The sequence below is a fragment of the Microbacterium aurugineum genome (genome assembly GCF_023101205.1).
Taxonomy (GTDB): Bacteria; Actinomycetota; Actinomycetes; order Actinomycetales; family Microbacteriaceae; genus Microbacterium; species Microbacterium aurugineum.
The window spans coordinates 2403681-2417282 of sequence record NZ_CP078078.1; the positions used below are offsets into that span (position 1 = coordinate 2403681).

Below are 13602 nucleotides of genomic sequence, written 5' to 3' on the forward strand. Positions count from 1 at the left end.
GTTCCACCATCCCGAGGTGATCAGTCATGAACGGTGCACCCGCCGCCACCGCCGAATCGGTTTCCACGCTCGTCGCGCGCAACATCAGCGACTTCCGCGCGGCCGTCTCCGAGTCGTTCGTCCCGTTGCAGGTCACGACCGAGGGCCCCGACCACTTCCGCGGGGTGATCCGCGGTGCCTCCGTGGACGAGGTGCACGTGAGCGACGTGCGCGCGACCTCGCACATCGTCGAGCGCACCCCCGAGCTCATCGCCCGTGGTGACCGCTCGTACTTCAAGGTCAGCCTGATGCTCGCCGGCACCGGTCTGCTGATCCAAGACGACCGCGAGGCCGTGCTGCAGGCCGGTGACCTCGCCGTGTACGACACGGACCGCCCGTACTCCCTGGTGTTCGACGAGGACTTTCGCACCATGGTCGTGATGTTCCCGAAGCATCTCATCAGCCTTCCCGCGGACATGGTCGGACAGCTCACCGCGGTGCGGATCTCCGGTCACGAAGGCCTCGGCGGCATGGTCGTGCCGTATCTCACGCAACTCGCCGGCAACCTGGATCAGCTCGCCGGCACGACCGGCGCACGCCTCGCGCACAGCGGGCTCGACCTCGTGACCACCGTCTTCACCCGCGAACTCGGACTCGACCAGGTATCGGCCGACCCGCACCGCGCTCTCGTCCAGCGCATCCGCGCCCACATCGACCGCAACCTGGCCTCGACGGACCTCGGCCCCGCATCGATCGCCGCCGCGCACTTCATCTCCACGCGCCATCTGCACGGGCTCTTCCAGGAGCAGGGAGTCACCGTCTCGACCTGGATCCGCACCCGCCGCCTCGAACAGTGCCGCCGGGATCTGCTCGACCCGATGCTCGCCGACCGTCCGGTCGCAGCGATCGCCGCCCGGTGGGGCTTCGTCGACGCCGCGCACTTCAGCCGGGCGTTCAAGTCGACCTTCGGGGTCTCCCCCAGCGAGTACCGCGCCGGACACTGACACCCGGTCCCGCTGCGGGATCGATGACGCTCCTCGGCGAGCGCCGTGGCGCCCGTTTTCGATCCCGCACCGCGCTTGCCCCGGAGGGCACGCCGGTTGACTCTCGGCGCGCGATGGCGGCTGCGACCTTGAGGGGATGACGGGCGCGGACACAGCATGAGGCAAGCGCACCGCGATGAGGCGGTGCCCGGGGCGATGCGGCCCCGCCGCGTGCCACGTCAGGACCCCGATGACCGACATTTCCGCCGACCCCGCCCTCGACCAGTGGCGCACCTATGACGAGTTCGCCGCGGGAATCGACACGTTCCGGCTGCCGAACACGACGCTCACCGGAACCGACCTCGCCCTCACGCTCGACGACGGATCGGCGCTGACCCTGCGGTTCGCCGACGACATCGTCACCTGGAACGGCCTCGAGGCATCCGGAGCCGACCCGTACGATGCCGTGCGGGTGCGGGAGGACGTGGTGTTCGTCAACGTCCCGCTGCAGAGCCGCCCCCGTGAAGCGATCACCGTCGTGTTCTCGACCGGCACGAACCGGGCCACCGTCATCCGCTCCCGGATCGCCGCCGAAGCCGTCGAGGGGATGCCTCAGGTCGGCCAGGATTTCTGGGCGGCGACGATCGACGGAGTTCCCGTGAGCGGGGAAGCCCCCGGCCCGAGCCGCGACCTCATCGGCAAGCGCAACCTCTACCGCTACAGCCCGCACCACCTGTACGAGCACGTGTACATCTCCAGCCAGCGCTACGCCTGGCAGTGCGTGGAGGGCGTGCAGCGGGGCCACGGAGACATGGACCTGTCGACCGTGTGGAAGTTCGCCGACGGCCTGTACCTGTTCTGCTTCCGCGAGTTCCGCATCGCCGTGGCCAGCGTGTGGTTGCACGACCTCGGCTATCAGCTCATGACCACCGGGGTCTTCCTCGGACTCAACGGGGACGGCGACGCCGAGCACTCCCGCGGCGGCGGCCACATCTATCCGCTGGGCTCCGTCGTCTACCCCGACGCACAGCCCGTCTGACCCTCCGGCATCCGAGGAGACCCCATGAGCAACGCAGACCTGATCCGAGAGCACTACGCCGCCAACGACCGCGGTGACCTCGACGGGATGCTGGCCCCGTTCGCCGCCGACATCCAGTGGACGGAGGCCGCCGGCTTCCCGTACGCCGGCACCTACATCGGTCCCGACGCCGTGGCCCGGAACGTGTTCGGCCGCATCCAGGAGGAGTGGGACGACTACACCGTCGCGATCGACGAGGTCGTCGACGGCGGCGATGTCGTCGTGGGCATCGGCACCTACTCCGGCACGTACAGGCAGACCGGGCGGTTCTTCGCCGCACGTGTCGCACACGTGTGGCGGGTCTCCGGCGGCCAGGTCGTCGCCTTCGAGCAGTTCACCGACACGGAACTCGTCAACCGCGCGCTGCGCACCTGAACACCGCACCATCCCCACACCGCACCACCTGACACAGCACCACCTGAACACGAGAGGCAGGAAGCACATGAACACACGAGCATCCGGCACTGCGGCGCTCCTCGCCGTGGCCGCCCTCACCCTCGCCGGCTGCGCCGGTGGAGACGGCGGCGCAGGCGGAGGCGGGGGCGACCCGATCGTCGTCGGCTCCGTCAACACCATCAGCGGCCCGGCGACCTTCCCGGAGGCCTCCCAGGCTGCTGCCGCCGTGTTCGACGCGTTCAACGACGCGGGCGGGCTCGACGGACGCACGATCGACTACAAGATGCTGGACGACAAGGGCGACCCGGCCACGGCCACGGCCTCCGCCCGGGAACTGGTCGGCAGTGACGGCGCGGTCGCGCTCGTCGGCTCCGCCAGCCTGATCGAGTGCGAGATCAACGCCAAGTACTACGAGCAGGAGGGCATCCTCTCGATGCCCGGCATCGGGGTGGACACGGGCTGCTTCGCCAGTGACAACATCTCTCCGGCGAACGTCGGACCGTTCAACGATATGACCCTCACGCTGCAGTACGGCTCCGAGGTGCTCGGCATGGACGACATCTGCATCCTGCTCGAGATCGCCGGCTCGACCCGTCCGACCTACCAGGCCGCGATCGACAAGTGGACCGAGATCACCGGCAAGGAGCCGAAGTACGTCGACGACACCGTCCCGTACGGCGCTTCCGACTACACGCCCTACATCGTCAAGGCGCGGGACCAGGGCTGCAAGGCACTGGCGATCAACCCGGTGGAACCCGACGCGATCGGCCAGGTCAAGGCCGCGAACGCCCAGGGCTGGGATGACGTGACCTGGCTGTACCTCACCAGCGTCTACAGCGAGAACTTCGCCGACGCGATCGACAACGCGGGCGCCGGCATCTACGTCCCGGCCGAGTTCTACCCGTTCACCGACGACGACGAGATCAACGCCGACTGGCGCGAGTTGATGGAGGCCAACGACATCCCGCTCACCTCGTTCAGTCAGGGCGGCTACCTCGCCGCGAAGTACTTCATCGAGGTGCTCGAGGGCATGGACGGCGACATCACCCGCGAGACCGTCTCCGAGGCTCTGAAGAGCATGGAGCCGATCGAGAACCCGATGGTCGGGACGCCGTACGCGTTCGGCACGCAGAACACCGCGGGCTGGCCCATCGTCCTCGAGTCCGGCACCAACGCCTGGGAGAAGGTCGCCGACGACTGGCTCCGCATCGGCGAGTAGCCACCCCTCGCCTGCCGTCGGGCGCATTCCCGGCGGCAGGCCCCCTCCCCTCGGAACAGAAAGGACGCCTCATGCTGCAAGGCGCCATCGCCGGTCTCGCCGCCGGCGGCCTCTACGCCGTCCTCGGCGTGTGCCTGACGTTGATGTCACGCCTGGTGCGGGTGGTGAACTTCGCTCAAGCCGCGACCGGGATGTTCGGCGCCTTCACGGCGGTGTGGTTCGTGCGCGAGCTCGGTCTGCCGATCTGGCTGGGATCCGTCCTCGGTGTCCTGGTCGCCGGGCTCCTCGCCGCGGCGATCGGCTTCATCGCCGCCACCTGGCTCTCCGAGGCGTCGACCACCACGCGCTCGGCGATGACCGTGAGCCCGCTCCTCCTGCTCATCTCGATGTCGTTCATCCTGTTCGGCAACAAGCCGCAGCCGTTCACGCCGATCATCGCGGGCCCGGCCTTCTCGTTCGGCGGCGTCGTGATCAGCCAGGTCACGGTCGCGACCGTGGCGATGGCGATCGTCACGGCCATCGTCGTCCACCTCGTCCTGCGCCGCACGAGGGTCGGCACCCAGCTGCGGGCGCTCTCGGAGCGCCCGACCACCGCCGAGCTCCTCGGCATCCGCTCACGCCCGTTGTCGATCGCGGTCTGGTTCGTCACGGGCGTCATCAGCGCGATCGCGATCATCATCGTCGCCCCCTCGCAGTCCAACGACGCGACCAGCCTGTCGATGCTCATCGTCCCCGCCGCGGCGGCCGCCCTGCTCGGCGGCTTCCGCCGACTCGACCTCGCCGTCGTCGGCGGCATCGTCCTGGGCGTCTTGGGCGGCCTCGTCGCCCAGATCGACGAAGTGGCGCTGGTGCGCAACTTCCTCCCGTTCCTGTTCATCGTCGTCCTGTTGCTCTGGACGCAGCGCAAGGAGGTGTGGGATGCCGCTCGCTGACCGTCCCTGGTTCCGGACCACCTGGCCGTTCGCGGTCGCCCTCGCCGGCATCGGCGTGGGCGCGATCCTCAGCGCCGCCCTGCCGGGGTACTTCGTCTTCCTCGCGATCAGTGCCGTCACCGCCGCGATCGCCATCCTCGGCCTCGGCATCGTCACCGGCTCGGCCGGGATGATCGCGCTCTGCCAGCTCACCTTCGCCGCCGTCGGCGCCTGGATCGTCTCGTTGCTGAACGTCATGCAGGCCCCGGGCGGGTTCATCGTCTGGCTCATCCTCGGGGGGATCGCGGCGGGCCTGGTCGGCATCCTCGTCGGCCTCCCGGCACTGCGGTTGCGCGGCGTGAACCTCGCCGTCGTCACCCTGGGCTTCGCGGCGGCGGCCGGCGTGACCCTCGTGCAGATCCAGTTCCCCGGCTCGGCCGACGGGATCGCGGTCGAACGCCCCGAGATGTTCTCCAACGACCGGCAGTTCTTCTTCCTCTCGATCATCGTCCTCGCCGTCTGCGCGCTCGGCGCCTTCTTCCTGCAGCGGGGCCGCTGGGGGTCGAGCTGGAAGGCCGTCGCATTCTCCGAGCGCGGTACCGCCGCAGCGGGGCAGAGCGTGCGGACCGCGAAGCTCACCGCCTTCGCGGTCTCGGCCGCGCTCGGCGGCATCTCGGGCGGGCTGCTCGCCGGCCAGGTGCAGCTTCCGTTCGCGTCGAGCTTCACCCCGTTGCAGTCGCTCGCGCTCTACGTGCTCGCGATCATGTCCGGCGCCCATCTGATCGACATGGCGATCTTCGGCGGGATCCTCTGGGTGCTGGTCCCCGAACTCCTCAAGCGCTGGGGCGTCCCCCAGGACTGGGCCTTCGTCGTCTTCGGCGTGCTCGGCGTGCAGGCGCTCACCAGCGGCACGAACCTCGGACAGGGCATCCGCAACCTGATCTGGCGTCGCGCGGACCGCAAGACGGCCGCAGCCGCACTGTCGGCGCTTCCTCCGGATGCCGGTCCGGACGCCACGGAGATCACCACCACGACCACGGCGACCGTCGACGAAGCGATGCTCGACGGCGCACCCGTGCTGACCGTCGAGGGCCTGACCGTGCAGTTCGGTGCCCTCAAAGCCCTGGACGACGTGTCCTTCCAGGTTCCGCCCGCCTCGATCATGGGACTCATCGGTCCCAACGGTGCGGGGAAGTCGACCTTCGTCGATGCGATCAGCGGTTTCCTCCCGAAGCACGGCGGACGCGTTCTGCTCGGGGACCGCGACCTCGCCGGCCCGTCCCCCACCCGACGCGCCCGCCTGGGTCTGCGCCGGACGTTCCAGCAGGACCGGGTGCCGCCCTCCCTCACGGTCGGCGCGTACGTGAGGTTCGTGGCCCGGCGCCGACTCGCGGCCGCCGACATCGACGAGGTGCTCGAGTTCTTCGGCTGCCCTCCCGCGCGAGCGCGGCTGTCGAGCGTCGACGTCGGCACGCGGAGGCTCGTGGAGGTCGCCGCGAACGTGGTCTCCCGCCCCCGGCTGCTGATCCTCGACGAGCCGGCTGCCGGCCTGTCCCACGAAGAGCATCTGGCGCTCGCGGCGCGGTTGCGGGAACTGCCGGCGCGCTACGGTGTGGCGCTGATCATCATCGAGCACGATCTCGATCTCGTCCGCTCCGTCTGCCCCACCCTCACGGTGCTCGACTTCGGCCGCGTGCTGGCGAGCGGACCGCAGGCCGAGGTCCTCGCGAACCCCGACGTCGTCAAGGCGTACATGGGAGAGACGGAGCTGCTGAAATGAGCGAACTCGTCCTGGACTCCGTGACCGTCCGCCGCGGCGCCGGGCCGGTGATCTCCGACGTCTCGTTGCGGGTCGCCGGCGGCGAGGTGCTGGCCCTCGTGGGTCCGAACGGCGCGGGCAAGACCAGCCTGATCGAGTCGGTGTCGGGCGTCACCGCCCACTCGGCAGGCACGATGACCCTCGACGGCGAACCGATCGACAAGCTGTCGCGCGTCACGCGAGCCCGCCGTGGGATCGTCCACATCGAGCAGGGGCGCGCCGTGTTCCCCTCGCTGACCGTGCGCGAGAACATCTCCCTCACCGCACGGACCGCCGGTGAACTCGACGCCGCGCTCACGCCGTTCCCCGAACTCCAGAAGCGCATCGATGCGCCGACCGCCCTGCTCTCCGGGGGCGAGCAGCAGATGGTGGTGCTCGCGCGCGCCTTCGCCGCGAAGCCGCGCATCCTGTTGATCGACGAGATGTCTCTCGGCCTCGCGCCCGTGGTGTTCATGCGGCTGATGCCGATCGTGAAGTCGATCGCGGACTCCGGGGTGGGCGTGCTGCTGGTCGAGCAGTTCACCCAGCTCGCGCTCGGCCTCGCGCAGGAAGCGGTGGTCGTCGCCGGCGGCAGGGTCTCGTTCCAGGGGACCTCCGAGGCCCTGCAGGCGGATCCGGAGCTGCTGCACCGCGCCTACCTCGGCGGCTGACCCGGCACTCGCGGAGCCTTCGGGCGTTAGCCTGAAGAGGTGACCCAGACGATCTCCGCCCGCGCCGCCCTCCTCGACATGGACGGCACCCTCGTCGACTCGACCGCGGTGGTGGAACGGCTGTGGCTCGCGTGGGCCGAGCCGCACGGGATCGCGCCGGAGACCGTGCTCAGCGTGGTCCACGGCCGACAGGGTCACCAGAGCATGGCGATCCTGCTGCCGGAGCGCGACCACGAGATCAACCTCCGCGAGAACGACGTGATGCTCGCCACCGAGGCCGACGACGTCGACGGCGTGATCCGGATCGCCGGCGCCGACGCCCTGCTCGAGGCCCTGCGCCCCCACCCGCACGCGATCGTCACCTCCGCGAACGTGGCCCTCATGACCGCGCGCATGGGAGAGGCCGGACTCACGATCCCCGAGCTCACCGTGACCGCCGAGAACGTCACGGCGTCGAAGCCGGATCCCGAGGGCTTCCTCCGCGCGGCGGAGCTGCTGGGAGTCGATCCCGCCGACTGCGTGGTTTTCGAAGACTCCGGCGCCGGGATCCAGGCCGGTCTCGCCGCAGGCATGCGGGTGATCGGGGTGGGCCGCCACGCGGCCGCCCACGAGCCCACCTACCGCGTGGACGACCTCACCGCGGTGCGCATCGTCCCGACCGCCCAGGGCTTCGACCTCACCATCGGCTGACCTCGCGCCGGGTCACATCCCGGCATGGTCGAACGCGATCGTGGGCACATCGACCACGTGCGACCCCCCGTCGGCGACGATCACCGCACCGGTGATGTACGACGACTCGCCCGAGCCGAGGAACCGCACGACCGACGCGATCTCCGCGGGGCGCGCCGGTCGGCGCAGCGGAACATCGGCGGTGACCTTGGCGTAGGCCTCCTCCCGGGAGTCGAGCCCGGCGTGCGAGGCGAACTCGTCCATCTCCTCGTCGGCCATCGGCGTCTGCACCCAGCCGGGGCATATCGCGTTCACACGCACACCGTGGCGACCGTAGTCCCGCGCGAGCGTGCGGGTGAGGCCGACCAGGGCGTGCTTGCCGACGGTGTACCCGGCCACCGACGGCCCGGCGAACAACCCGGCGAGCGACGAGACGATCACGATCTGTCCCTTCGCCTCGATCAGAGCGGGAAGCGCCTCCCTCGCCATCGTGAACGCCGTCGTGAGGTTGGCGCGGATCGCCGCGTCCCAGCTCTCGTCGTCGGTCTCCCCCACCGGAGAGAAGCCGTGACCACCGGCGTTGGCGACCAGCACGTCGATGCGGCCGAACCGCGCCAACACCTCGGCCACGGCGGACTTCGCCGAAGCGGTGTCCGCCGCATCGGCGATGATCGGCAGAGCACCGACCGCGCGCTCCACCTCGTGCAGCGGCTCCGGGCGACGCCCGACGACCACGACGTGCGCCCCCTCGGCCGCGTACCGTTCGGCGATGGCGGCGCCGATGCCCGTGCCGCCCCCGGTGATGACGACGACGCGTCCGGAGACGGTCGATCCGACCACGAGTCCCATGTGTGCTCCTGTGTGTTGGCGCGCGTGCGCGGTGGGTGCCCGATGCGGTCGCGTCAGGCGGGGAATCCGGATCGGGCGGTGTACCCGAAGTCACTGAGGATGCTGGTGCCGTTGATGGCCCCAGACCGGGGCGATACGAGGTAGGTCACGTGCGCGGCGACCTCCGCCGTGCTCTGCACCGGGAAGTCCGGCTCGTCGAACGCGTCGGCCCCGAGGTCGCCCCGGCTCATCGGGGTGTCGACGATCGACGGCGCGACCGCGTTCACCCGGATGCGCGTGTCGGCGAGGTCGACCGAGAGGGCACGGCCGAACTGCAGCAGGGCCGCCTTCGACGTGCAGTAGGGCACCATGCCGGGTGAGGCGACGAACGCCGAATCGCTCGCGAGCAGCACGACCGCGGCGGCCTCCGCCTCGCGCAACGCGGGCAGCGCGTGCTTGAGAACCAGGAACGCCCCGGTCACGTTGACCGCGAGCACCCGGTTCCAGGCGTCGAGAGCGGTGTCTTCGAGAGACGAGCCCACCGGACCGGACACCCCGGCGCAGCAGACGACGGCGTCGAGTCGGCCCAGCGCGGCGACGCCGGTGCGCACCGCGAGTTCGACCTGCACCTCATCGGTGACATCCGCGACGAGGAGCACGGCATCCCGGCAGGCGTCCGCCACGTCCTGAAGCGCGGCTTCATCGCGGTCCAGGAGGGCGACCCTGACCCCTTCGGCGGCGAGCGCGAGCGCGGTCGCGCGGCCGATACCGCCGGCCGCCCCGGTGATGAGGGCGGTCGTCCCGTGCAGCTGCAGATCCATGTCGTCCTTCGTGCGCCGTCCGGCACCCGGTGGTTCAGGGGGAGGACGGCGATGTCGTCTCGGTCATCCTGCTCTCCCGCTCCGGCCGTGCGAACCTCCGTCCGCGGGCTGTGCACGGTGACACCACCGTCTTTCGCTCAGGGTCAAGCGCAGGGGCGACGGCGCGAGCAGACTCGCTCTATCGATGATTCCCCTCGTCGTCGATGCCGTGTCCGCACGGCCGTCACCCAGCAAAGGAGCCGACGTGGCAGAACCGACATCTGCGTCCACGACGACGCAGAACCACACCTCCCTCCGTCCGGGCGCCCTCGGCGTCGCCGGCATCGTCTTCCTCGTCCTCGCCGCGGTCGCGCCCCTGACGGGCATCGTCGTCGTCGCTTCCCTGGCCATCGCCCTCGGCAACGGCGGCGGCACGCCGATGTCCTTCTTCCTCGTCGCGGCCATCCTGCTGCTCTTCGCAATCGGCTACGCCCAGATGTCGAAGCAGCTGGTCAACGCCGGGGGCTTCTACGCCTTCGTGGTGAAGGGCCTCGGGCGCACGGGAGGGCTGATCGCCGGGCTGATCGCGACGCTCGGGTACAACTTCTTCGTCGTCGGCACGATCGGCACGAGCGGCTTCTTCATGCAGACGATCATCCGCGACCTCACCGGGCTCGACGTCAACTGGCTGGTCTGGGGCCTCCTCTCGATCGTGGTGTGCTTCGTGCTCGCTCGGATCGGTGTCGACTTCAGCTCCAAGGTGCTGGGCGTGTGCCTCGTGCTGGAGGTGCTGATGCTGGTCGTGTTCGACATCTCGGTGCTCGTGCAGACCGGCTACGACGTGGCGGCGTTCAGCCCCGAAGCCGTGTTCTCCGGGTCGCTGCCGATCGGCCTGCTGCTCGCGGCCACCGGCTTCCTCGGGTTCGAGGCGACGGCGCTGTTCAGCGAAGAGGCGAAGCAGCCGCTGCGCACGATCCCGCGGGCCACCTACACCTCGATCATCGCGATCGGCGTCATCCTCGGTGTCACCACGTGGGCCGTGGTGAGTGCGACCGGCGTCGCGCAGGCGCAAGCGACCGCTCTCGAGCATCTCCCCACCGGCGACCTGATCTTCTCGCTCTCGCAGCAGTATCTCGGCGGTCCGCTCACGACCGTGATGATGGTCCTGCTGCTGGTGAGCCTGTTCGCGGCGATGCTCGCCTTCCACAACTCCGCGACCCGATACCTGTACTCCCTCGGGCGCGCGAAGATCCTGCCGCAGGCGCTGGCCCGCACCCGCGCGAACGGCGCCCCGCAACTCGCCGGTATCGTGCAGGCCTCGTTCGCCGGCATCGTCGCGATCATCTTCGCGATCGCCGGAGCCGACCCGATCCTCACCCTCGTGCCCGCCATGCTGGGCTTCGGCACCCTGAGCGTGCTCATCCTGCAGGGCCTCGCGGCGATCTCGATCGTCGTGTACTTCCGCCGCCGCCGTGACCCGCGCTGGTGGAGCACCTTCGTCGCCCCCGGCATCGGATTCCTCGGTATCGCCGCGATCTCGATCCTCGCCGTCGTGAACTTCAACATCGTGGCGGGCTCCGAGGAACTGGCCATCCGGCTGATGCCGCTGCTGCTGGTGGTCGCCCTGATCGGCGGCATCGTCTACGGCGCCTATCTCAAGCGATCCCGGTCCGCCGTGTACGAGGGCCTCGCCACCGACCTGGAGAGGTTCAGCACGCGCTGACCGCTCCCCCGCACCCCTCACCGACCGAAGGAACGAACCACACCATGACGACGCTGAACCCCGCCGACACCTCCACCTGGCTGCCGCTCGAGGGGCTCGCCCCCGGCTTCGACGCCAACAAGGCTCCGCACAGCACCGCGCTGAGCGGCTGCGAGATCACGGTCGTCGACGGCCGTGGCACGCGGATCGTGCACCGCTTCGCCGACGACACCGTGACCTGGGACTACCAGCCGGGGACCGACGATGCGACGGGAGCGGCTACCGACACCGACGACTACGAGGCGTTCGAGGTCGATCGCGACCTCTACTTCGTGCAGTTCCACCACCGGTACCTGCCGAACGAGGCGGTCTCGCTGATCCTCGACCTGCGCGACGGTCGCGCGCTGGCCGTGATCTCCGGCATCCTCCCCGCTCCCGAGAAGGGACGCACGCGCGTGCAGCACCACTTCGCGCCGGGCGTGATCGAGGGGATCGAGGTCACCGGCACCGAACCCGCCCCCACGACGACGCTCATCGGACGCCGGGTGGAGTGGGTCTACAGCACCGAGCACGCGTACGAGCACGTGTACCTCTCGACGCGGTGGTACTCGTGGCAGTGCCTCGCCGGCCCCGAGCGCGGGCTGGCCGACACCGACGAGAACAGCGTCTGGGAGGTGCGTCCCGGAATCTACGTGTTCGCCTGGCGCGAGAAGGTGATCCCCTGCGCCTCGGTGACGATCGCCGACCACCGCGACGTCAACGCGATCCGCTCCCACGGCGTGCTCTTCGGCCTCGACGAGAGCGGCGAGGTCCCCACGCACTTCACCTTCGGCGCACACGGACGTCTGCTCTCGACCACGATGCACACGCCCGAGCTCGAGCCCGCGACGTTCGGAGACCGCTGACATGACCGACGTCGCCGACCTCATCGTCACCGGCTCCGTGATCCGCACCGCGGACCGGACGAACCCGATCGTCGAGGCCTTCGCCGTGCGCGACGGGCGGATCCTCGCGGTCGGATCCCGGTCCGACATCGAATCGTTCCGCGGACGCCGGACGCAGTCGCTCGAGGTCGGCGACGCAGCGGTGTACCCCGGTTTCGTCGATGTGCACAACCACCACGCCCTCGCGGGGCGGACCGAGCTGTTCGAGCTGTCGCTGGCTCCCGCGCTGACGCTGGACGAGATCCTCGACCGGGTCCGGGAGAAGGCCGCCGAGCTCCCCGAGGACGCATGGATCGTGGGTGGCGCCGTGGCCACCACCCTGCTGCCCGCGCTCGCGAACACCGCGAGCCGACTCCGCCTGGACGAGGCGGGCGGCGGGCGTCCCGTCATGCTGATGGAGGACTCGCGTCACAACCGGTGGGCGAACAGCCGGGCACTGGAACTCGCCGGGATCACCGCCGATCGGCTGCCCCCGTCCGGGACGGCTCTTCTCGATCCGGATGACGGCACGCCGACCGGTGTGCTCCTCGAAGCGGCGGGCATCCCCGTGCAGGAGGCCTACGACCGCAGCGGCGGGCTCACTCCCGCGCAGCACGCCGCCGCATCACGCCGCGGAATCGAGATCCTCAACTCGTTCGGCGTCACGGCCTTCCAAGACGCCGGGGTGTCGGTTGAGATCCTCGGCGCGCTGGCCGACCTCGACCGGGCCGACGAGCTCGATGCCTGGGTCGTCTCCTCGCTGCTGATCAACGACGAGATCTTCGGCTTCGACCCGGTCGGCGAACCGCTGCTCGACCGCGGCGAGGAGTTCCGCACCGCGCACCACCGTCCCGACTTCGTGAAGATCTTCCTCGACGGAGTCCCCCCGGCACGCACGGCGTCGTTCCTCGAGCCGTATCTGGCGGACGCCGCGCACGGCGCGCACTTCCACGGCGAGACCACCATGACCCTCGACGAGCTCACCGGGTGGCTGCGCTCCGTGGCGCGACGCGGCCTGGGGGCGAAGGTGCACTGCACGGGGGACGGCTCCGCGCGCCTCGTGCTCGATGCGACGGAGCGGGTGCGCCGCGAGGGCTTCACCACCCCCGTTCAGATCGCGCACGGTCAGTTCCTGGCGGAGTCGGACATCCCCCGACTGGAGGCCCTCGACGTCTCGGCCGACATCTCTCCGTTCATCTGGTATCCGGGCGTCATCCCCCAGGCTTTGGCCGAGGTGCTCGGCGAACGCGCGGAGCACTCCCAGCCGAACCGGGCGCTGATCGACGCGGGGGCCCGGGTCGCCGGCGGTTCGGACTGGCCCGTGAGCGAGTCGCCGAACACGCTGGAGGGTCTGCAGGGTCTCGTGACGCGAGCGGACCCGCTCGGACGCGCCCCCGGCACCTTATGGCCCGAACAGGCCATCACCGCCGAGGAGGCACTGGAGGTCTTCACGATCAACGCCGCCGCGGCGATGGGCCTCGACGCCGAGACCGGGTCGCTGACGCCCGGGAAGTCCGCGGACTTCGTCGTGCTCGCCCGTGACGCCATCGCCGGTCCGGCGGACGAGATCGTGCACACCGAGGTCGTGTCGACCTGGTTCGCCGGCCGCCGAGTCCACGGCGACTGAGCGGTGCCGCGCGGATAC

General features: G+C 70.0%; 13 protein-coding genes. 11 read left to right on the forward strand and 2 right to left on the reverse strand.

Going from position 1 to position 13602, the window contains the following annotated elements:
• Positions 1-26 precede the first annotated feature (26 nt).
• The 8 genes from KV397_RS11615 to KV397_RS11650 all read left to right on the forward strand — a co-directional run bounded on the left by KV397_RS11615 (position 27) and on the right by KV397_RS11650 (position 7725).
• Positions 27-983, forward strand: coding sequence for an AraC-like ligand-binding domain-containing protein (locus tag KV397_RS11615; RefSeq protein WP_047521664.1), 957 nt, complete (start codon positions 27-29; stop codon positions 981-983).
• 229 nt (positions 984-1212) lie between these two features.
• Positions 1213-2001 (forward strand): molybdenum cofactor biosynthesis F family protein, encoded by a 789-nt coding sequence (locus tag KV397_RS11620; protein WP_261811327.1) that lies wholly within the window; start codon positions 1213-1215, stop codon positions 1999-2001.
• Between the two features lie 24 nt (positions 2002-2025).
• Positions 2026-2415, forward strand: a complete 390-nt coding sequence (locus KV397_RS11625; RefSeq protein ID WP_047521667.1) for a nuclear transport factor 2 family protein — start codon at positions 2026-2028, stop codon at positions 2413-2415.
• A gap of 67 nt (positions 2416-2482) precedes the next feature.
• Positions 2483-3655, forward strand: a complete 1173-nt coding sequence (locus tag KV397_RS11630; protein WP_047521669.1) for an ABC transporter substrate-binding protein — start codon at positions 2483-2485, stop codon at positions 3653-3655.
• A 71-nt stretch (positions 3656-3726) separates the two neighbouring features.
• A complete protein-coding gene (locus KV397_RS11635; protein ID WP_131493782.1) occupies positions 3727-4587 on the forward strand; it encodes a branched-chain amino acid ABC transporter permease in 861 nt (286 codons plus the stop codon).
• Entirely contained in the window at positions 4574-6346 is a 1773-nt protein-coding gene (locus KV397_RS11640) for a branched-chain amino acid ABC transporter ATP-binding protein/permease (RefSeq protein ID WP_261811328.1), read from the forward strand. Before KV397_RS11635 ends, KV397_RS11640 begins: the two co-directional genes overlap by 14 nt.
• On the forward strand, positions 6343-7035 hold the full coding sequence (locus KV397_RS11645) for an ABC transporter ATP-binding protein (RefSeq protein WP_047521675.1): 693 nt from the start codon (positions 6343-6345) through the stop codon (positions 7033-7035). Before KV397_RS11640 ends, KV397_RS11645 begins: the two co-directional genes overlap by 4 nt.
• Positions 7036-7074: 39 nt before the next feature.
• Positions 7075-7725: an HAD-IA family hydrolase gene (locus KV397_RS11650; protein ID WP_205802376.1), complete on the forward strand. Its 651-nt coding sequence runs from the start codon at positions 7075-7077 to the stop codon at positions 7723-7725.
• A 12-nt stretch (positions 7726-7737) separates the two neighbouring features.
• Here the strand turns inward: KV397_RS11650 and KV397_RS11655 are convergent, their stop codons facing one another.
• Both KV397_RS11655 and KV397_RS11660 read right to left on the reverse strand, forming a co-directional pair.
• The gene (locus KV397_RS11655) at positions 7738-8553 is read right to left on the reverse strand and encodes an SDR family NAD(P)-dependent oxidoreductase (RefSeq protein ID WP_047521679.1); all 816 of its coding nucleotides are present in this window, start codon (positions 8551-8553) and stop codon (positions 7738-7740) included.
• A gap of 53 nt (positions 8554-8606) precedes the next feature.
• Positions 8607-9353, reverse strand: a complete 747-nt coding sequence (locus tag KV397_RS11660; protein WP_261811329.1) for an SDR family NAD(P)-dependent oxidoreductase — start codon at positions 9351-9353, stop codon at positions 8607-8609.
• A 244-nt stretch (positions 9354-9597) separates the two neighbouring features.
• Between KV397_RS11660 and KV397_RS11665 the strand changes: the two genes are divergently transcribed.
• Genes KV397_RS11665 through KV397_RS11675 form a run of 3 tightly spaced genes read left to right on the forward strand, consistent with a single transcriptional unit; the run spans position 9598 to position 13584 of the window.
• Complete coding sequence (locus tag KV397_RS11665; RefSeq protein WP_248569631.1) at positions 9598-11055, forward strand: APC family permease; 1458 nt, start codon at positions 9598-9600, stop codon at positions 11053-11055.
• A gap of 44 nt (positions 11056-11099) precedes the next feature.
• Positions 11100-11939, forward strand: coding sequence for a molybdenum cofactor biosynthesis F family protein (locus KV397_RS11670; RefSeq protein WP_261811330.1), 840 nt, complete (start codon positions 11100-11102; stop codon positions 11937-11939).
• Between the two features lies 1 nt (position 11940).
• Positions 11941-13584, forward strand: a complete 1644-nt coding sequence (locus KV397_RS11675; protein WP_261811331.1) for an amidohydrolase — start codon at positions 11941-11943, stop codon at positions 13582-13584.
• Positions 13585-13602: the final 18 nt, after the last annotated feature.